This is a genomic window from Affinundibacterium nitidum (assembly GCF_014284155.1).
GTDB classification, from domain to species: Bacteria; Pseudomonadota; Gammaproteobacteria; order Burkholderiales; family Burkholderiaceae_D; genus Undibacterium; species Undibacterium nitidum.
In genome coordinates this window covers 94,111-113,315 of sequence record NZ_JACOFZ010000009.1, presented here as the reverse complement: position 1 = coordinate 113,315, position 19,205 = coordinate 94,111, and the positions used below count along the sequence as shown (strand labels likewise).

Sequence of the window (19,205 nt, the reverse complement as noted above, 5' to 3'; positions counted from 1 at the left end):
ATTGTAAGCGTTTGTCGCTTTGCTTGCAGCTTCGCCTTACTTTTTTTTGAGGGCAAACATTCTTCGGCAAATAGACTTACAACTTCTGGGGTTTTCCGACCTGCTTCAATTGAACTTCATTGAGATCAAGGGCTGTACGTACTAGGAGATGTTGGTCAGCGTGAAGTTCTTTACCACTGCGGATTAAGCTTCCATCTGTCTGACTTAAAATGACATAGCCACGTTCCAAAGTACGCTGGGGATTGAGTAATTCTAGTTGTTCTTTGAGGTGATCTAAACGCAGGCGACGTTGTTGGAGTAGCTGATTCATTGCGACTTTGAGCGCGTCAGCCTTGCCAGTCGCTTGTGCCTCTAGGCCGGCGGTCTGTGGCTTATGCTGCTGCAGCCTCTGTTGCAATTGTTGTAAACGCAGTCGACCGCGTTGTGCTGGGACTTGCAAAGCATGACGTAAATGCTGGGAGCTGATCTGCAGACTTTGACGCTTACTCGCGATACTGGCGATCGGGCTAATCAAGCGCCTTGCGGTCCAATCGAGTTGCTGGGTCTGAGTCTGGATTTGCCTGTGCATGAGGCGATATAGGCGTTGACCTTGGTGTTCGATTGTGGCGAGCCAGTCTTGTTGCGCGGTAGCGGCTAACTCAGCCGCTGCTGTTGGCGTTGGTGCTCGCAGGTCAGCCACAAAATCCGCAATGGTAAAGTCTGTTTCATGTCCGACGCCACTAATCACTGGGATTTCGCAATGCGCAATGGTGCGCGCTACGATCTCTTCATTGAATGCCCACAGGTCTTCGATACTCCCGCCCCCGCGGCATACGATTAGGAGTTCGTTGCGCGGGTCTGCAGACGCGGTGGCAATTGCTTGGGCGATCTTGGCAGCAGCGCCTTCACCTTGAACCGGGCTTGGGTAAATGCAAACTTCTACATGGGGAGCTCTACGTTTGAGTGCCGTGAGCACATCGCGTAAGGCTGCAGCATTCGGGCTGGTGACGATAGCAATACGTTTGACAAAGATCGGAATATTTTTCTTTTTGTCGGCATCGAATAAACCTTCACTCTCTAACTGTGCCTTGAGACGGAGGAAAGTTTCGTAAAGTGAGCCTAGGCCAGCACGACGTATTGCTTCGACATTGATTTGATAGTCACCGCGTGGTGTATAGAGTCCGACCACAGCGCGTACCTCGACTTTATCGCCTTCTCTCGGCGTAAATGACGCGTATTGCGCCCGCCCGCGAAACATTACGGCTCGCACTTGTGCATCTTGATCCTTGAGTGTGAAGTACCAGTGCCCGGAGGCAGCGCGGGTGAAGTTCGAAATTTCGCCGGAAATCCAAGTCAGCGGAAAGTTTTGCTCGAGAAGCCGCGCCACCGCTTGGTTTAAGGCTGATACCGTGATGACAGGCTCGGTTTTTGCGGGATTGTCGAACAAAGAATAAGATGCCATGGTGTCTGAAGGGGAGATATGTCCACAAGCAGTGATTATAGGGCAGGGGAGGCTAGCTGTGGCTGCACATCTTAAAAACTGCTTTAGCTGAAAACTTTAAGTTATTGATTAATAAGATAATTTAAAGTTTTTATTGATTTTATTTCATGTAAAAAAAGTTTCTTTCTTTGCTGAAGGCTTTTTATAAGTAGTTCGGCATCAAGTTTATTCACAAAGTTATCCACAGATAGATCGAACAAAAACTTAAATTATTTCCATGTGGCATTAAAACAAGATTTGCCTTTTTTTAAGGCAGTGAAACAAAAATCAATGAAATCATCGACTTAAACTTTATTGCCCATCATGTTCACAATCTTATCCACAATTCTTGTGCAAAACTTGCTGAATATAGGCGATATTTCCTAAATAAGTTATGTATTATTTATTTTTTTATTGATTTTTTAGATAAAAGCCAGCTTTGATCAAAATTCGTGCAGATAACTTTTACTTAAATGAATCAATGACTTAAAGAAGTGTAAAAGTGTTGTTCACAAAGTCATCCACAGTTTGTGTGCAAAACTTTGAGACTTATCCACTTTTCCGAAGAAATTTCCGAAAATTCCCGTTGGGAAATGTATTTTGCGTATATTTTGGTCAAAATAGGGAGGTGCTTAAATTTGTAGCTAGCGACTAAAATGTCGATAAATCAATCACTTATCTTTTCATCCAGAAGATATCCACAATATTGCACACAGATTCTGTGCAAAACTTTTCACTTCGAGTTGGATGTTGAGGAAAATATAAGTTTGGTTTGTCGTGTTTTAGCCCTAACAAAAATATTCCGTGCGATAGACTTGCCCGCTGCGCAACAACACGATACATTGCGAGCTTGATCTAGCAAATTCATCTTTAGTGGTCAGTCTTTGCATTCGATTCGTCGAGTTTGAAGACAGATGAAGTTTAATTTGCCTTGAGGTGCAATTCATATTTAAGTCTTTGTAAGGAGTTTCATTTGTTTGCAATTATTCAGGCGGCTGGCTGGCCTATTTATTTACTTTTGATAGCTTCTATCGTGGCGCTGGCATTAATTATTGAGCGCTCCTTGTCATTACGCCGTCAACGTATCTTGCCGAAAACCTTGCTAGAAGAGGTTATTCGCGTGTATCAAAGCGGAAAGATCAAGCAAGAGGTGATCGATCAATTGGCGATCAATTCTCCTCTCGGCCGTGTATTGGCTGCGGGCTTGCGTAACGTTCATGCACCGCGTGAAGTGATGAAGGAGTCCATCGAGGAAGCTGGAAGCGCGGTTGCACATGACTTGGAAAAATTCCTAACCACCTTGGGGACGATTGCTTCTTTGGCACCATTAATGGGGTTATTTGGAACCGTGGTCGGTATGATTGAAATTTTTGGGTCACAAAATGCATCTGGTGCGAATCCAGCACAGTTGGCGCATGGTATTTCAGTCGCTTTGTACAATACCGGTTTTGGTCTGTTGATTGCGATGCCTGCGATGATTTTTTATCGCCATTTCCGTGCTCTGATTGATAGCTTCGTGGTTGAAATGGAGCAGCAAGCAGTGAAGTTTGTTGACGTAGTGCACAGCACGCGCAAGTAATTGCGAGATTTTCGTATTTGATATTAGGAAGAAGTCGCCTCCATGAATTTTCGTAAAGGTCTGGGTAAGGAAGATCCTGAAATCAACCTGATTCCATTTATCGACGTGCTATTGGTGATCCTGATTTTCTTGATGGTAACCACGACGTATAGCCGTTTTACTGAGTTGCAAATTACTCTGCCAACTGCAGATGCTGAAAAGGCGCAAGAAAAACCCAGTCAAATTGAAATAGGTATCGATGCACAAGGTCGCTATAAGATCAATAGCGAGGCAGTGAGTTTTCTTGACACTGCAACTTTGGCGAACGATCTGAAAAAAGCGGCTGATGCTTTGGGTTCTGGCAAAGGTAATCCTGATCCTGTGATCATCATTAACGCGGATCGCGCGACGAGCCATCAATCAGTGATCGATGTGCTAGAAGCAGCACGTATCGCAGGATTGGCAAAAGTGACTTTTGCGGCGCAGGCGTCATCGGGCGGAAAGTAGCGTCGATCTAATTTGAAGGTGTTGAACGAATGGGAAACGCTGCAACGTTTCCCATTTTTCTTGATGCGACGCGAATGTTTGTTATTGAGACCCAGTTGATACAGTTTAGGAAGAAAGTGATTGTGATCGATGCTTGAAAAGTTTTTCTTGCGAGTGTGGATGCGACGCGGCGTTATCGCATTTGTTTTGTGGCCACTGTCTAAGATATACGGTGCGCTATTGAACCTTCGCTTTGGCTTATATGTGATGGGCTATAAGCCGCAAAAGAAGTTGGACGTTCCTGTCATCGTGGTTGGGAATATCTTTATTGGTGGTACAGGTAAGACACCGATGGTGATTTGGCTAGTCGAATTTTTGCGCTTGCATGGCTGGAATCCCGGCGTTATTTCTCGTGGTTATGGTGCAGATTCTAACTTCGTACGTGAGGTTAAAGAGGGCGCATTGGCCGCAGAAGTTGGTGATGAGCCTTTGTTGATCGCGCAGAGTACAGGCTGCCCGTTGATGGTAGGGCGCCAGCGAGCAGTCGTTGCTGAACATTTATTGGCGCAACATCCTGCAGTCGATATTATTATTTCAGATGACGGTATGCAGCATTATGGGATTGCACGTGACGTCGAGATTTTGATGTTTGACCAGCGCGGAATTGGGAATGGGTTTTTGTTGCCCGCAGGACCTTTGCGTGAGACGTCCTTGCGCCGACGTGATTTCACGATACTGAATTCAAGTTCGGATCAAATTCCTACCGGAATTGGCGAGCCGGTTTTGCAAATGTGCCTGCAACCGGCGCAATTGACACAGCTCGTCGATAGCAAATGCAAATCTGAATTGAGTGATATGCGTAGCAAAAAAATCCTGGCTGCCGCCGGAATTGGCCATCCGCAACGGTTCTTTCAATTGTTAGAGAGTCATGGTCTTCAGTTTGAAGCTATGCCACTGCCAGATCATTTTAGTTACACACCAGACTTGTTCGCGCAAAAAGACGCGGAAATCATCCTGATTACTGAGAAGGATGCAGTAAAATGTCGGCAACTAGCTGGTTTGAAAGAAGACCAGCGTATCTGGGTAGTGCCGGTCTCGGCGCAAATCGACGCACAATTTGGGACGCAACTACTTGCAAAGCTTTCGGAGATTAAACATGGACGCACGTCTGCTTGATGTACTAGTATGCCCAATTTGTAAAGGACCCTTAGAATTTGATAAGGCCGCTAAAGAGTTGATCTGTAAGGCAGATAAACTAGCATTTCCGATTCGCGATGGTATTCCTATCATGTGGGAAGACCAAGCTCGTCGTTTAGACGGCGACACTCAAGTTCCTGCGTAGTAATGCTATGAGTTTTACTGTCATCGTGCCAGCGAGGCTGGCCTCAAGCCGATTACCGAATAAGCCTTTAGCTGATATTGGCGGCAAGCCCATGGTAGTGCGGACCGCGATGCGAGCACAAGAGTCAGGCGCGTCGCGCGTTGTGGTTGCGACGGATCATGCCGATATTGTCGCCGCTTGCCGTGACCATCAAATTGAAGCTTTCATGACACGTGCCGATCATCCTTCAGGCACCGACAGGATTGCTGAAGTGGCTGCTTTGCTCGAACTCGCGGATGACGCGGTAGTCGTCAATGTACAGGGCGACGAACCGATGATTGATCCGCGTCTCATCGCGGCGACGGCCGCTAAGGTGAACGCCCAAACACCAATGGCAACAGCCGCTCACCCTTTGCACGATATCGCGGAAGTGTTAAACCCGAATGTGGTCAAGGTTGTGCTGGATAAAAATCAACGTGCGCTGTATTTTTCACGAGCGGTCATCCCTTGGGCACGCGATGCTTTTGCGCAATCCCTAAATTTGATGCCGGCTGCTTATGAGCCGCTTCGCCATATCGGTCTTTATGCTTATCAAAATCAATTTTTGCAAGCCTACCCAAATTTGCCCGTGTCGCCTTTAGAGCAAATTGAGGCTTTGGAACAATTGCGAGTGTTGTGGAATGGCATCGCCATTGCCGTCCATGTCACTGCGCATACACCAGCGGTAGGGGTTGATACGCCAGAGGATTTGGAGCGCGTACGACAGTTTTTTTGAGATAAGCGGAAAAAATGAAAAAACTTGAAGTCTGAAAGCGCTTCAAGCAGAAAAATCTGTGGTAAATTTCGTAAAGATACAATTTGTCGGCGACCCGCGTTGCAACACTCAGTCTGCAGCATAAGAAAAATAATTGAGCGTCGTCTGGCAACAGCAAGCCAATCAATCCTGAACGATTCGGGTGTTTGAATTGCGTACAGAATAATTAAACTCGTCTAGGAAATAAAAATGCGTCTTATTTTGTTGGGAGCACCCGGAGCAGGCAAGGGCACGCAGGCCAATTACATTAAGGAAAAATTCGGCATTCCACAAATCTCTACAGGGGATATGTTGCGTGCTGCGGTGAAAGCAGGCACACCTTTGGGTGTGGAAGCGAAAAAAGTCATGGATGCTGGTGGCTTGGTGTCTGATGACATTATCATCGGTTTGGTTAAAGAGCGTTTGAAGCAAGCTGATTGTGCTAATGGCTACCTGTTCGACGGATTCCCGCGCACCACGCCGCAAGCTGATGCAATGAAAGAAGCCGGTGTCAATATTGATTACGTGCTGGAGATTGATGTCCCTGACAGCGCGATTATCGAACGTATGAGTGGTCGCCGCGTACATCCTGGTTCTGGTCGCACATATCATGTCAAATTTAATCCTCCGAAAGTGGAAGGGAAAGATGACGATACAGGCGAAGACTTGGTACAACGCGATGACGATAAAGAAGAGACCGTCAAGAAGCGTTTGAACGTCTACCACGATCAAACTGAAGTGCTGCTAAGTTACTACGGTGATTGGGCGAAATCAGGGCAACCTGGAGCACCGAAATATCGCAAGATTGCTGGCGTGGGCGCCGTAGAGGCGATTCGCGATGCCGCTTTTGCTGCACTAAGCGAATAAGAATAGAGAGAGCGGACACCATGTCCGCTTTTTTTTCGTCTGTCTTGATGTTAATCAGATAATTGAATATTGTTTATGTTGACGTAAAAATGAGGGAGGTAAGATTTAACGCAGAATGATTCAAAATTGAACCGCTAGGTTATCGGCGGCGAATACAAAGCAAAGAATAAGCAGCAGAATAAATAGAACTTCAAGTAATTGTTAGACGCAGTATTTTTCGTACAGTTTTAAAGAGGGGCCGACTGCAGGTAGTCATTCTGTAGGAGGTTTTAAAACGAGTGTTTGATCTATTCGAAAAGAGCTAAATCCAGATCAAGTGCTTTGGTGAACACCAAGAAAAATTGGAGGAGTCGACATGGTAGAGAGTCTGTGGATTGTTGTTGGATGTGGCGTACTAGCCGTACTTTATGGTTTACTGACCAGAAGTTGGATTTTGAAACAGGATGCGGGAAATGCCCGTATGCAGGAAATCGCGACAGCGATTCAGGAAGGTGCCGCTGCTTATCTGGCACGTCAATATAAAACGATTGCAATGGTGGGCGCTGTGTTGTTCATCGCAATCGCTGTTTTACCTGGTTTAGGCTTGGTCACCGCACTTGGGTTTCTAGTCGGTGCTGTCTTATCGGGCGCCTGTGGTTTTATCGGCATGAATGTCTCGGTTCGTGCCAATGTACGCACTGCGCAAGCCGCTACAAAAGGCATGAACCAAGCTTTAGACGTGGCCTTCAAAGGCGGTGCAATTACTGGTATGTTAGTCGCTGGTTTGGGCTTGCTCGGCGTCGCACTGTTTTATATGTTCTTAACTAAAGGTGGAACTACGCCAACCCACGAACTGATCAAACCTTTAATCGGCTTGGCATTTGGCGCCTCCTTGATTTCGATTTTCGCACGTCTCGGTGGTGGTATCTTCACTAAAGGCGCAGACGTCGGAGCTGACTTGGTGGGTAAAGTTGAAGCTGGCATCCCTGAAGATGATCCACGTAATCCAGCCGTGATTGCTGATAACGTTGGCGATAACGTTGGCGACTGCGCAGGTATGGCTGCTGACTTATTCGAAACTTATGTCGTTACCTTGATTGCGACTATGTTGCTCGGTGCTTTGATGGTAACCGGTGCAGTGACCGAGGCCATCATTTATCCATTATTGCTCGGCGCTGTTTCAATTCCTGCTTCGATCATTGGTTGTGCTTTCGTCAAACACACACCTGGTCAAAAAATTATGTCGGCTCTGTACAAAGGTCTATGGTGGGCAGCGGGCTTATCGTTGATTGGTTTTGTGGTCGTCACCCATATGTTGTTTAAAGACGAAGCGATGCGCAATCAAATGATTATCTCGTCAATCGTTGGTATCGTATTGACAGGTTTGATGGTCTACATCACTGAGTACTATACGGGTACGGACTTTAAACCAGTTCGCCATATCGCCGAAGCGTCAACTACAGGCCACGGTACGAATATTATCGCTGGCTTAGGTGTGTCCATGAAGTCCACTGCTTATCCAGTATTGGCTGTTTGTGCAGCAATTTTGGTGTCTTATAAATATGGTGGCGAGCTCTATGGTATCGCTGTGGCTGCGACTTCAATGTTATCTATGGCAGGCATTATCGTGGCACTCGATGCTTATGGTCCAATTACTGATAATGCCGGTGGTATCGCTGAAATGTCAGGTATGGATGAGTCAGTTCGTGCCATTACGGATCCTTTGGATGCGGTTGGTAACACCACTAAAGCGGTCACTAAAGGATACGCTATTGGCTCCGCAGGTTTGGCGGCCTTGGTTTTGTTTGCCGATTACACCCATGCTTTGAGTTCAGTAGGTTTGAATGTGAAGTTTGATCTTTCCGATCCACAAGTGATTGTCGGCTTGTTTATTGGTGGTTTGATACCTTACTTGTTCGGTGCGATGGCGATGGAAGCTGTTGGACGTGCAGCTGGTGCTGTGGTGGTTGAAGTACGCCGTCAATTCCGTGACATCAAGGGCATCATGGATGGCACCGGTAAGCCAGAGTACGATAAGGCAGTCGATATGTTGACGGCTTCGGCTATCAAAGAAATGATTTTGCCATCTTTATTGCCAGTAGCGGTGCCTATCATTGTGGGTTTGACTTTGGGTGCAGCGGCTCTGGGTGGGATGTTGATGGGTACTATTATTACTGGCTTGTTCGTCGCGATCTCGATGACGACCGGTGGCGGTGCTTGGGATAACGCTAAAAAATACATCGAAGATGGCAATTTCGGTGGCAAGGGGTCTGAAGCCCACAAGGCAGCAGTGACAGGCGATACCGTTGGTGATCCTTATAAAGATACTGCAGGCCCTGCGGTGAATCCATTGATTAAGATTATCAATATCGTTGCTTTGCTTTTGGTCCCTTTATTTCCCTTGGTTCCATGGTTAAAGGCGCCAGCAGCACCTGCGCCAGTGGTGCATCAAGTAGAAGCGCCATTACCTGCTGTAACCGCACCGGAAGGTATGGATGTGGTGAAAGTAAAGGCAGCGGCACCAGCACCAACAAGCCCAGCGAGTTCTGCTTCCGCGGCTGATGCTGGAAAATAGGACTGATCTCATCTTGTTCGCCTGTTAATGTATTGTTAATACTGGGCTAACATAGGAAAGGCAGCTGAGGCTGCCTTTTTTATTTTGAGGGAGCGACCAAATTCGATACAATAGCGTTAATTGACGTTTACGTTAACGTTAAATTTGGCGACCCAGTTAGCATGCTTTACTGGCCTTTGCCTGAAATGCGTCAATCTAATTATTTGAACTAAAACAAGAGGAAATTATGCAAATTCAAAATAACGTTTTTATCATTACTGGTGGCGCATCTGGTTTGGGTGAAGCAACAGCACGCATGATCAAAGCCAATGGCGGTCAAGTAGTTATCGCTGACGTGCAAGTTGAGGCGGGTCAAAAATTAGCAACTGAACTCAATGCGATTTTCGTGAAATGCGATGTAACTTCCGAAGCCGATGGTAAAGAAGTTGTCGCAGTTGCGACTGCAGCCGGAACCTTGCGCGGTTTGATTAACTGTGCGGGCGTTGCACCTGCGGTGAAAACCGTGGGTAAGGATGGCGCCCATCCTTTCGAGTTGTTCCAACGTGTCGTGAATATCAACTTGGTCGGTACCTTCAACATGGCTCGTTTGGCTGCTGAAGCGATGTCCAAGACAGAGGCAACGAGCCAAGACGAACGCGGTGTGATCATCAATACTGCATCAGTTGCAGCATTCGACGGCCAAATGGGGCAAGCGGCATACGCGTCTTCTAAAGCGGCAGTCGTTGGTTTGACTTTGCCTATGGCTCGCGACCTGTCTCGTAACGGCATCCGTGTCATGACTGTGGCGCCAGGTATTTTTGAAACGCCTATGCTGTTAGGTATGCCTCAAGAAGTTCAAGACGCACTCGGCAAGATGGTTCCGTTCCCATCACGTTTGGGCAAACCAGACGAATATGCGCAATTGGCGAAGACCATCATTGAAAACATGATGTTGAATGGCGAAACAATTCGTCTCGATGGCGCAATTCGTATGCAACCAAAATAAGTTGGTGAACTGGACTGAGCCTTTGGTTCAGTCTTCATTTGTATTTGTTACAGCACGGCTCCAAAAATCAGACAAATCGAACTGGAATTGCTTGTAAATGCAGACATTTTTTGTGTCTGCGAATACACTTAGGCAAACTAGTCGATCTGACTAAAACTGATTTGAGGAGCCGTTTGTGCATGGGCGATAACGCGAATACCGGATTAATTTTGACTGGCGGTGGCGCCCGCGCCGGTTATCAAGTGGGTGTGCTGAAAGCGATTTCCGATATCCTGTTGGAGGAAGGTTGGGGGCCGCGAGACAATCCCTTTGGCATTATTTGTGGTACTTCGGCTGGTGCAATTAACGCGACAGCCTTGGCTTGTCGTGCTGATGATTTTCGTGAATCGGTCATGAACGTTCATCAGGTGTGGAGCAATTTCGAGGCCGCACAAGTGTATCGTGCAGATTCGCTTGGGGTTATTCGCTCTGGCGCAAAATGGCTCTCGATTATGTCGTTTGGTTGGTTGCTCAATAAATGGCGCAAATCACCACCGACCTCTTTACTTGATAACTCTCCCCTTGAGGGTTTGCTACATCGGATGCTCGATATGGAGCGTCTTGATCAAGCATTTGTGAATGGTGATTTGCATGCCTTAGCGGTTACAGCCTCTTCGTACACGACAGGTCATCACTTAACTTTTTATCAGACGTTGGCGGAAATTCAACCCTGGGTGCGCACTCAGCGCCTGGCACAACGTGACTTCATCGGTATTCAGCATTTATTGGCATCCTCCGCCATTCCCTTCATTTTTCCCTCAGTAGCGCTGAATTGGGGAGGGCATCTCGAATATTGTGGTGATGGATCGATGCGGCAATTGGCGCCTATTTCGCCAGCAATTCATTTGGGCGCTAGCAAAGTATTAATTGTAGGAGCGGGGCGTTTATCTGAACCTGCACGTCAAAACTTTGATACGGCCCGTTATCCAAGTTTGGCTCAAATTGCGGGCCATGCGATGTCGAGCATTTTCCTAGATAGTTTGGCGGTCGATATTGAGCGTCTTACTCGCATCAATAAAACACTGTCGATGTTGCCGGCTGAGTTATTGGAGCAAACACCGCTCAAACCAGTTGATCTTTTGGTGATCGCGCCATCGGAACGTTTAGATGAAATGGCCAGTCGCCACATCCAAAGTTTGCCGCTCCCTGTTCGGACCATGCTGGGGGGGATTGGTGCGACTGAAGCACGTGGCTCAGCATTGGCTTCTTACTTGTTGTTTGAGGCTAGTTATACTTGTGAGTTGATTGATTTAGGGATGCGCGACACTCACGCAAAACGCGCTGAAGTTGTTGCGTTTTTTGGAGTGAAGAAACACTAGGACCTTTTTTTTCTTATTTTTGTGTGTTTTAAAATATGATTTTCGCTCGACTTTCTCTGTTCTTTAAGTTCACTTTATTCGCTTGGCTTGTTGGACTTGGTAATTTCTCTGCTGCCGCAGATTTAGGTGTAATTTCATATGGTCAGCTGCCGAGAGAAGCAAAGATAACCATCGAATTAATTAAGCAAGGAGGACCATTTCCTTATGAGAAAGATGGATCTGTTTTTGGTAACTATGAAAAACAATTACCTAAGCGCCAGCGTGGTTATTATCGTGAATATACGGTCAAAACTCCCTACGCAAGGAATCGCGGTGCAAAACGGATAGTGACAGGTGGGCAAAGCCCGAGCTACCGTTATTACTATACCGATGACCACTATCGGAGCTTTCGCGAAGTGATCAATTAAGCTTTTTAGATGAGTTGTGAGTCTATATTTTCGTTGAGGTTGAAATGAGTTTGCTCAGTAGTATTTCTAGTAATGTCGTGCAATCGATTCGTGCTTTTCGAATTAGCGAGCTGCGTCAAGACGCCGCTGATTTAGGTCAGCACTTCCTCTATGCGTATTGTGGCGACGCAAAAAGCAAAGAAGATGTACTAAAGGAGATAGGACATCATTTTGGTTTTCCCGCGCATTTCGGCCATAATTTTGACGCTTTGTACGACTGTTTGACCGACTCAATTTATAAAGCCGGCAAACAAAATGGATTCGTCGTGGTCGTTGAGCAACTGCCATTTACCGAGGAATTTGACCGTGACGCTCGGGAAACTTTGATTGATGTTTTTCGCGACGCAGCGGAATTTTGGCATAAGCGTCAGATTCCTTTCCGCATGTTTTACTCCTTTGTCTGAAATGACTATCTAGGCTGTTTTATTGTTTAAATGATAGTGAAAAGCGAGTAAGCCTCCCAATTCCGGGCTTTTCTCTTGGGCTTCAAGCCTGAGACGGGTACAATGCTGGCATGAAAAAGATCGTTATCCTTATTTCTGGACGCGGCAGCAATATGCAAGCCATCGTCCAAGCTTCCCAGAAAGAACAATGGCCCGCGCAGATCGTTGCTGTTATCAGTAATAAGGCTGATGCGGCTGGTTTGCAATTCGCGCAAAGTCAGGGTATTCCAACCCAAGTAGTAGAAAGTAAAGGGTTGACGCGTGAGGTTTTTGACCAAAACTTACAGCAGGTGATTGATCAATGCCAAGCCGATTTAGTGGTGTTGGCTGGCTTTATGCGAATTTTGACGCCGGCTTTCGTGCAGCACTACCAGAATCGCATTATCAATATTCATCCATCGTTGCTCCCTAGTTTTGTGGGGTTACATACTCATCAACAAGCGCTAGATGCTGGGGTCAAGCTACACGGTGCGACGGTCCATTTTGTGACCGCTGAACTTGATCACGGCCCGATTATCGATCAGGCTTGTATTCGCGTTCTGTCTGATGATACGGAGCAGTCACTAGCGCAACGCCTTTTGGAAAAAGAACATCTAATTTATCCACGTGCAGTACGCTTGTTTATCGAAGACAAGCTTGAAGTACAAGGCGATCGCGTTTTGATTAAGGCTGACACCAGCCAGTTCTAACACCGACAGCTTTAAGCTGCCGATAAAAATTTTAAGTGCGCGAATGATGACGATCATTTGTGCCGTTCAGCATTACTGTTTATATCAAAGTTACCGAGGAATACCATGAGATTACCACCAGCTATTATTGGCCATGCAGAAGAAGTTCTACGTGAAATTTTGCGTTTTACTGGGCCTGCTGACGGTACGCTCTCACGTTATTTCCGCGAACATCAACGTTTGGGTTCACGTGAACGTGGTGTGATTGCCGAGGCGATTTATGGATTGCTTCGTAACAAAAGTGTTTACACCAGTTTTTCAGAGTCTGGTTCAGGCTCAGCGATGCGTCGTTTAACATTGCTTGGTTTGGCAGATGCCGTTGGGATCGATTCCTTAGGTGGTTTAACCGAAGATGAAGATGCTTGGTTGCGTCGGGTGATGGATATTGATCGTACGCATTTGCCGATCGCGCTCAAATCAAACTTGCCAGACTGGCTGTGGCAAAAGTTGCAGTCAAAATTTGGCGAAGAAGATGCCTTGAAATTGGCATCCTCGTTGAATACGCCGGCCTCACTGGATTTGCGAGTAAATACCTTGAAGTCGAATCGTGATGACGTGATCACTTCTTTGGCGCAGGCACCGATTATTGCCGAACCTACCCCATTTTCTGCCACAGGATTGCGTATCCTGAAAAAACCATCAATTCAAAATTTGCCGCTGTTTAAGGACGGTACGATCGAAGTGCAAGACGAGGGTAGTCAAGTGCTCGCTCAGTTAGTTGGCGCTAAGCGCGGTGAGATGGTTGCCGATTTCTGTGCCGGTGCGGGGGGTAAAACTTTGGCTCTTGGAGCCATTATGAGAAATACCGGACGTTTGTACGCATTCGATATCTCTGAGAAACGTTTAGCTAAATTAAAGCCACGTTTGGCACGTAGTGGTTTGTCGAATGTCCATCCAGTGGTAATCGCGCATGAACGTGATGCAAAGATCAAACGTCTGGCGGGTAAGCTTGATCGCGTCTTGGTTGATGCTCCATGTAGCGGACTCGGGACCTTGCGTCGTAATCCAGACGTTAAATGGCGTCAAACGGAAAAGGGTGTAGCTGAGCTCAACGAAAAACAAGCATCGATTCTTGACAGCGCTGCGCGCCTTGTGAAGGCAGGTGGTCGTTTGGTGTATGCAACCTGCAGTATCTTGGATGAAGAAAACGAAGGTATTGTTAGTGATTTCCTAAACAATCATCCTGACTTTGAATTGTTGCCGGTATCTCAAGTTTTGGCTGAGCAAAAGATTGCAATTGAGATGGGCGATTACCTAAAACTGTATCCGCATTTACATCAGACTGATGGTTTCTTCGCCGCAGTATTGCAACGCAAAAAACTTGAGATTACAAAAGTTCCTAAGCCTGCAAAGGCCGAGGAAGCGAGCGAAGAGTAACTGTTTCGAATGATGAGCGTTGCTAGAAATTGAGTAGAACGCAAGTTGAACATGAGTAGAGAATAAGCGAAGAATGAAATTGATCATGGGCACCCATTCCATTTCCCATCTGGTTTCTGATATCTCAGCCGATTTTGGCGATGCGACTTTCGTATGGCAGGTGGTTAGCATCGTTCTGTGTTTCGTCTTGGCATGGTTCTTATCCAAGCAATTGCACAGAATGTTTGCCAAAGTCGGAGATAGTTCCGATGTGGTCAAGCTTGGGGTGGAGAGTTTCTCTCGAGTGCTTTGGCCGCTGTTGGCGTTGGCATTTTTGTTTTTGGCGAAATTTTTTCTCGCTAAATTTCAGCATACGAGCTTGTTGAAACTGTCGTTTCCTATATTGACTAGTTTTGCCCTAATTCGTTTTAGTTTTTACGTTTTTCGCCGCGCATTCGTGCGTGAAGGAACTGTTGGTAATACCTTGTTAGTTTTTGAAAAGGTATTCGCGTCTTTGGTTTGGCTGGGCGTGGTCCTTTATATGACGGGTCTATGGGACGAACTATTGCTAAGTCTCTCAGAAGTGGTACTGCCTCTGGGTAAAAGTAAAGTAAGTTTGCTAGCTGTTTTGCAAGGACTTGCATCTGTCGCATTGACGGTGGTGCTCGCTTTATGGATCAGTGCGATGTTGGAAGCGCGTTTGATGCTTATACCGAGCATGCACTCTTCTCTAAAAGTCGTGTTGTCGCGCCTAGGACGAGCGATTTTCATCTTGATGGCGATCCTGATCAGTCTATCCTTGGTTGGTATCGACTTGACTGTGTTATCGGTTTTTGGTGGTGCACTGGGTGTTGGTTTAGGCCTCGGTTTGCAACGCATTACCAGCAGTTATGTGTCTGGATTCATTATCCTTTTTGATCGTAGTTTGTCGATCGACGATATGATTACGGTGGATAAATTTAGCGGTCGCGTCACCCAAATCAATACACGTTATACGGTCTTAAAGGGACTTGACGGTGTGGAATCGATTATCCCCAACGAGATGCTGGTATCGAATCCGGTGCAAAATTTATCACTAACAGACCGAGCGGTGATCATAACCACGGATTTTACCGTCGATTATAAGACCGATCTTGATGTCTTATTGCCCCGTCTGATTGAGGTGGTGAGTGAGGTGCCTCGAGTTTCGAAAACAATTCCGCCTTCTTCCTATTTAATTCGTTTTGGTGCGGACGGTTTTGATGTGCGCGTTGGTTTTTGGATTGACGATCCAGAAAATGGACGCACCAATATTACTTCCGAGGTGAACCGCATCATTTGGAAGTTATTAAAAGAATTGAATGTTGAATTGCCATATCCTCATAGAGACATAACAATTTATCAAGCAGAAACAAAGAGATAGCGTCGTTTTTGTGTTGGGCATCTGCGACTGCATGCAGAAACGAGCGTACAATTTAGTGGTGTGTGATGTCGAGTTGTTCGACAGCAAAGTTTTGAAATCATTTGGAGTGGTTATATATTTTGAGTAATTTTATTGATAGCGCCGTGGATTTCCTGAGTAATGGATTTACCCGTGCCACAGCTTGGCAAGTGTTTATTTTTACGATGGTGGTTACGCATATCACGATCGCTAGCGTCACGATCTTTTTGCATCGTTGCCAAGCACATCGTGCGCTTGAATTGCATGCAATTCCAAGTCATTTCTTTCGCCTTTGGTTGTGGATGACGACAGGGCAAGTGACTAAAGAGTGGGCAGCAGTACATCGTAAACACCATGCAAAATGTGAAACTGAAGAAGATCCGCATAGCCCGGTCACACGTGGCATTAAGAAAGTGTTGTTTGAAGGTGCAGAGTTGTATCGTGCTGAATCCAAGAATTTGGAAACGATTCAAAAATACGGGCATGGAACACCTGACGACTGGATCGAGCGTAATTTGTATACTCGCTTTAGTTGGCAAGGCGTGGCACTGATGTTGATTATTGATTTTCTTTTGTTTGGCGTGATCGGTGTTACCGTTTGGGCAGTTCAGATGTTGTGGATTCCAGTGACAGCAGCCGGAATTATTAATGGTATTGGTCACTATTGGGGGTATCGTAACTACGAATGCAGCGATGCAGCAACTAACATCGTGCCTTGGGGCATCTTGATTGGCGGCGAAGAGCTGCATAATAACCACCATACGTTCGGTACCTCTGCAAAGTTGTCCTCTAAATGGTATGAGTTCGACATCGGTTGGGGATATATCCGTATCTTGGAGACAATCGGTCTTGCGAAAGTGAAGAAAGTTGCACCGCGTCCTAAGTTTTCTAAAGAGAAAATGCTGGTTGACGTTGAGACTTTACAAGCAGTGATTACGAATCGCTATGATGTCATGGCGAAATATGCGAAGTCTTTGAAAAAAGAATGGAGCGAAGAGTTTCAACAGTTGCGTGAAAAGGCTCAGTTAGAAAAGAGCTTCCTCAAGTCAGCGAAGAAAGCATTACAGCGTGAGCCAGGTAAGTTGGAAGCAACGCAATTACAAACCTTGCGCGAATTGTTTGATCACAGTAGTGCATTGAAAACCATGCATGATATGCGTGTCGAGCTAAATGCGATTTGGGAGCGTTCTAGTGCAACGCGTGAACAGCTGGTGGCGCAATTACAAGACTGGTGCGCACGCGCTGAAGCCTCAGGTATCAAGGCTTTGGAAGAGTTCTCACTGCGTCTGCGTACTTACGCCTAATCGGTGAATCTTAATTTGAAAAATGGCGCCTAGTGCGCCATTTTTTTTATACTTGTTTCACTTGCATAGATTTGAGATTTGCTCGGCGCAGTTATGGATAGAGGGTGAGCTTCAAATATTTGCTGCAGGGGGAGCGGAGTAGATTGGCGAACGAAAAAAAACCTGCATGGTTGCAGGTTTTTTTTGACATTCTACCAAAGCAGAAACTAAGTAAAAATTACTTAATTTTTGTTTCTTTGTAGATAACGTGCTTACGTGCCTTTGGATCAAACTTCATGATTTCCATTTTTTCAGGCATCGTACGTTTGTTTTTGGATGTCGTATAGAAGTGACCCGTACCAGCTGTCGATTCTAATTTGATTTTGTCGCGACCAGATTTAGCCATGATATTTTCCTAACAATTATTTCTGTATAAACAGCGTCAGCTTAGACTTTTTCGCCGCGAGCACGTAAGTCGGCCAAAACGGCATCAATACCGATTTTGTCAACGATACGCAAACCTGCGTTAGACAAACGCAAGGAAACCCAGCGATTCTCTGATTCTACGAAAAAGCGACGATTTTGCAGGTTAGGCAAAAAACGACGTTTAGTTTTGTTGTTCGCATGGGAAACGTTGTTGCCAACCATTGGCCCTTTCCCTGTAACTTGGCATACACGCGCCATGTTTCACTCCTTAATGATTTCCGAAATTGGAAAAAATGAGAGTATAACGAAAAAACTACGGAATATCAACGACTTGCGAAAAACAATTGTGTCTTTTTTCTTTTTTAGGATTTAACAATTTGAATTTGGGTCGATTTTCCTCTATGAGAACGCCTAAATCCGCCCATTTTCAGCGAAAGAATAGATTTGGTTGTTCGCCACAATAAAATGATCAAGGACGCGAATATCAACTAAACCAAGGGCTGATTTTAAGGTCTGTGTCAGACTCAAATCGGCTTGGCTAGGCTCGCTTGAACCAGAGGGATGATTATGCGCGAGGATCAGGCTCGCAGCGTTAAAGCTCAGTGCGGTTTTGACCACTTCCCTAGGATACACGCTGGCATGGCTTAAGCTGCCACGGAAAAGTTCCTGGGCACTGATTAAACGGTTTTTGACATCAAGAAAAAGCACAGTAAACGACTCATACTGTTTATTCCCGATTTGAAGTTGCAAGAATTGTTTGACTGCTTGCGGCGACGATAAGGCTGAATTAATTTGTAACTCTTCAGAGATAGAGCGCTTGGCAAGCTCTAGTACGGCCTGTAATTGCGCGAACTTTGCACTGCCCAGCCCATGAACTTTAGAGAAGTCGTGTAAATTTGCTGCAAATAAGGTGCGTAAAGAACCGAATTCTTCAAGCATTTCACGACCAAGGTCGACCGCGCTCTTGCCGCGAACACCAACACGCAGAAAAACCGAAAGGAGCTCAGCATCAGATAATGCCTGAGCACCTTGTCGAATCAAACGTTCGCGGGGACGTTGATCTTCTGGCCAATGATTAATTCCCATACTTTTCGTTCTCCATATGCTGCTAGACCGGTCTGTTCTGGCGGGTTTGGAAGCAATTCCACTCGGTCTGCCTTACAATAGCGGTTTTGTTGCTAATGAAATCCCATTTGAAAGGCGGAGTCGAACAAATTTGGTAGAAACTGCCATGAGTTTGCGACTCCGATCAATAAATTATGTCCGAAAAGTCTATACTTGTCGTTAACAATGGTGCTTATTTGACACTGCATTACCGTCTTGCCACTTTGGATGGTGAAGATATTATTTCGACTTTTCATGAAAGTCCTGCCACCTTGTTACTCGGTCAAGGCCAGTTGGCACCCAGTTTGGAAGAGGCTCTATTGGGTTTAGAAGAAGGATCCCATACGACGCAAGAACTTCCACCAGAGCAGGCTTTTGGCTTGCGCAATCCAGACCTCATTCAGCGTGTCTCGCTGAAGACTTTGCGTGAAAACTCTGCATTTGGCGAGGAATTTAAGGTGGGTGATTTGATCGACTTTTCGGCTCCATCGGGCGGGAAGTTCGCTGGGGTGATTCAAGAAATTGATGATGAGTCTGCTTTGTTCGACTTTAATCACCCGTTGGCTGGTCAACGCGTATTGTTTGAAACCAAGATTATTGGCATTTTGTGAGTCGCCC

General features: G+C 46.0%; 19 protein-coding genes and 1 pseudogene. 16 read left to right on the top strand and 4 right to left on the bottom strand.

Going from position 1 to position 19,205, the window contains the following annotated elements; genetic code table 11:
• Positions 1–76 precede the first annotated feature (76 nt).
• Positions 77–1,441, bottom strand: coding sequence for an exodeoxyribonuclease VII large subunit (xseA, locus tag H8K36_RS16915; protein WP_186917692.1), 1,365 nt, complete (start codon positions 1,439–1,441; stop codon positions 77–79).
• A 991-nt stretch (positions 1,442–2,432) separates the two neighbouring features.
• On the opposite strand from xseA, the gene H8K36_RS16910 reads away from it, so the two are divergent.
• The 15 genes and pseudogenes from H8K36_RS16910 to H8K36_RS16840 all read left to right on the top strand — a co-directional run bounded on the left by H8K36_RS16910 (position 2,433) and on the right by H8K36_RS16840 (position 17,078).
• Positions 2,433–3,038, top strand: coding sequence for a MotA/TolQ/ExbB proton channel family protein (locus tag H8K36_RS16910; RefSeq protein WP_186917691.1), 606 nt, complete (start codon positions 2,433–2,435; stop codon positions 3,036–3,038).
• 42 nt (positions 3,039–3,080) lie between these two features.
• Complete coding sequence (locus H8K36_RS16905) at positions 3,081–3,524, top strand: ExbD/TolR family protein (RefSeq protein WP_186917690.1); 444 nt, start codon at positions 3,081–3,083, stop codon at positions 3,522–3,524.
• A gap of 129 nt (positions 3,525–3,653) precedes the next feature.
• On the top strand, positions 3,654–4,679 hold the full coding sequence (gene lpxK / locus H8K36_RS16900) for a tetraacyldisaccharide 4'-kinase (protein WP_186917689.1): 1,026 nt from the start codon (positions 3,654–3,656) through the stop codon (positions 4,677–4,679).
• Positions 4,660–4,845, top strand: coding sequence for a Trm112 family protein (locus H8K36_RS16895; RefSeq protein ID WP_186917688.1), 186 nt, complete (start codon positions 4,660–4,662; stop codon positions 4,843–4,845). The genes lpxK and H8K36_RS16895 overlap by 20 nt, the downstream gene beginning before the upstream one ends.
• 7 nt (positions 4,846–4,852) lie before the next feature.
• Entirely contained in the window at positions 4,853–5,599 is a 747-nt protein-coding gene (gene kdsB / locus H8K36_RS16890) for a 3-deoxy-manno-octulosonate cytidylyltransferase (RefSeq protein WP_186917687.1), read from the top strand.
• A 228-nt stretch (positions 5,600–5,827) separates the two neighbouring features.
• The gene (gene adk, locus H8K36_RS16885) at positions 5,828–6,484 is read left to right on the top strand and encodes an adenylate kinase (protein ID WP_186917686.1); all 657 of its coding nucleotides are present in this window, start codon (positions 5,828–5,830) and stop codon (positions 6,482–6,484) included.
• Positions 6,485–6,839: 355 nt separating this feature from the next.
• Positions 6,840–9,038 (top strand): sodium-translocating pyrophosphatase, encoded by a 2,199-nt coding sequence (locus H8K36_RS16880; RefSeq protein ID WP_186917685.1) that lies wholly within the window; start codon positions 6,840–6,842, stop codon positions 9,036–9,038.
• Between the two features lie 226 nt (positions 9,039–9,264).
• Positions 9,265–10,023 (top strand): 3-hydroxyacyl-CoA dehydrogenase, encoded by a 759-nt coding sequence (locus H8K36_RS16875; protein WP_186917684.1) that lies wholly within the window; start codon positions 9,265–9,267, stop codon positions 10,021–10,023.
• 179 nt (positions 10,024–10,202) lie between these two features.
• Positions 10,203–11,381: a patatin-like phospholipase family protein gene (locus H8K36_RS16870; protein ID WP_186917683.1), complete on the top strand. Its 1,179-nt coding sequence runs from the start codon at positions 10,203–10,205 to the stop codon at positions 11,379–11,381.
• 35 nt (positions 11,382–11,416) lie between these two features.
• A complete protein-coding gene (locus H8K36_RS16865; protein WP_186917682.1) occupies positions 11,417–11,788 on the top strand; it encodes a guanyl-specific ribonuclease in 372 nt (123 codons plus the stop codon).
• A 32-nt stretch (positions 11,789–11,820) separates the two neighbouring features.
• Positions 11,821–12,231 (top strand): annotated as a pseudogene (locus H8K36_RS16860) (barstar family protein); the annotation flags it as partial.
• Between the two features lie 110 nt (positions 12,232–12,341).
• Positions 12,342–12,959: a phosphoribosylglycinamide formyltransferase gene (gene purN / locus H8K36_RS16855; RefSeq protein WP_186917680.1), complete on the top strand. Its 618-nt coding sequence runs from the start codon at positions 12,342–12,344 to the stop codon at positions 12,957–12,959.
• A 105-nt stretch (positions 12,960–13,064) separates the two neighbouring features.
• Positions 13,065–14,375: an RsmB/NOP family class I SAM-dependent RNA methyltransferase gene (locus H8K36_RS16850; protein ID WP_186917679.1), complete on the top strand. Its 1,311-nt coding sequence runs from the start codon at positions 13,065–13,067 to the stop codon at positions 14,373–14,375.
• Positions 14,376–14,448: 73 nt separating this feature from the next.
• On the top strand, positions 14,449–15,756 hold the full coding sequence (locus H8K36_RS16845) for a mechanosensitive ion channel family protein (RefSeq protein ID WP_230404755.1): 1,308 nt from the start codon (positions 14,449–14,451) through the stop codon (positions 15,754–15,756).
• 119 nt (positions 15,757–15,875) lie between these two features.
• On the top strand, positions 15,876–17,078 hold the full coding sequence (locus H8K36_RS16840) for a DesA family fatty acid desaturase (RefSeq protein WP_186917678.1): 1,203 nt from the start codon (positions 15,876–15,878) through the stop codon (positions 17,076–17,078).
• Positions 17,079–17,295: 217 nt separating this feature from the next.
• On the opposite strand, the gene rpmG is transcribed toward H8K36_RS16840, so the two are convergent.
• The 3 genes from rpmG to radC form a co-directional block, all read right to left on the bottom strand.
• Complete coding sequence (gene rpmG / locus H8K36_RS16835; RefSeq protein WP_110257750.1) at positions 17,296–17,463, bottom strand: 50S ribosomal protein L33; 168 nt, start codon at positions 17,461–17,463, stop codon at positions 17,296–17,298.
• 41 nt (positions 17,464–17,504) lie between these two features.
• Entirely contained in the window at positions 17,505–17,741 is a 237-nt protein-coding gene (gene rpmB / locus H8K36_RS16830; protein WP_186917677.1) for a 50S ribosomal protein L28, read from the bottom strand.
• Between the two features lie 153 nt (positions 17,742–17,894).
• Entirely contained in the window at positions 17,895–18,569 is a 675-nt protein-coding gene (gene radC / locus H8K36_RS16825; protein ID WP_186917676.1) for a RadC family protein, read from the bottom strand.
• A gap of 173 nt (positions 18,570–18,742) precedes the next feature.
• Between radC and H8K36_RS16820 the strand changes: the two genes are divergently transcribed.
• Positions 18,743–19,198 carry an FKBP-type peptidyl-prolyl cis-trans isomerase gene (locus H8K36_RS16820; protein ID WP_186917675.1) on the top strand — a complete coding sequence of 152 codons (456 nt, stop codon included), beginning with the start codon at positions 18,743–18,745 and terminating at the stop codon, positions 19,196–19,198.
• Positions 19,199–19,205: the final 7 nt, after the last annotated feature.

Coding starts and splice junctions, on each gene's coding strand:
- xseA (WP_186917692.1), bottom strand. CDS start 1,441: ATGGCATCTTATTCTTTGTTCGACAATCCCGCAAAAACCGAGCCTGTC.
- H8K36_RS16905 (WP_186917690.1), top strand. CDS start 3,081: ATGAATTTTCGTAAAGGTCTGGGTAAGGAAGATCCTGAAATCAACCTG.
- lpxK (WP_186917689.1), top strand. CDS start 3,654: ATGCTTGAAAAGTTTTTCTTGCGAGTGTGGATGCGACGCGGCGTTATC.
- H8K36_RS16895 (WP_186917688.1), top strand. CDS start 4,660: ATGGACGCACGTCTGCTTGATGTACTAGTATGCCCAATTTGTAAAGGA.
- kdsB (WP_186917687.1), top strand. CDS start 4,853: ATGAGTTTTACTGTCATCGTGCCAGCGAGGCTGGCCTCAAGCCGATTA.
- adk (WP_186917686.1), top strand. CDS start 5,828: ATGCGTCTTATTTTGTTGGGAGCACCCGGAGCAGGCAAGGGCACGCAG.
- H8K36_RS16880 (WP_186917685.1), top strand. CDS start 6,840: ATGGTAGAGAGTCTGTGGATTGTTGTTGGATGTGGCGTACTAGCCGTA.
- H8K36_RS16875 (WP_186917684.1), top strand. CDS start 9,265: ATGCAAATTCAAAATAACGTTTTTATCATTACTGGTGGCGCATCTGGT.
- H8K36_RS16870 (WP_186917683.1), top strand. CDS start 10,203: ATGGGCGATAACGCGAATACCGGATTAATTTTGACTGGCGGTGGCGCC.
- H8K36_RS16865 (WP_186917682.1), top strand. CDS start 11,417: ATGATTTTCGCTCGACTTTCTCTGTTCTTTAAGTTCACTTTATTCGCT.
- purN (WP_186917680.1), top strand. CDS start 12,342: ATGAAAAAGATCGTTATCCTTATTTCTGGACGCGGCAGCAATATGCAA.
- H8K36_RS16850 (WP_186917679.1), top strand. CDS start 13,065: ATGAGATTACCACCAGCTATTATTGGCCATGCAGAAGAAGTTCTACGT.
- H8K36_RS16845 (WP_230404755.1), top strand. CDS start 14,449: ATGAAATTGATCATGGGCACCCATTCCATTTCCCATCTGGTTTCTGAT.
- rpmG (WP_110257750.1), bottom strand. CDS start 17,463: ATGGCTAAATCTGGTCGCGACAAAATCAAATTAGAATCGACAGCTGGT.
- rpmB (WP_186917677.1), bottom strand. CDS start 17,741: ATGGCGCGTGTATGCCAAGTTACAGGGAAAGGGCCAATGGTTGGCAAC.
- radC (WP_186917676.1), bottom strand. CDS start 18,569: ATGGGAATTAATCATTGGCCAGAAGATCAACGTCCCCGCGAACGTTTG.
- H8K36_RS16820 (WP_186917675.1), top strand. CDS start 18,743: ATGTCCGAAAAGTCTATACTTGTCGTTAACAATGGTGCTTATTTGACA.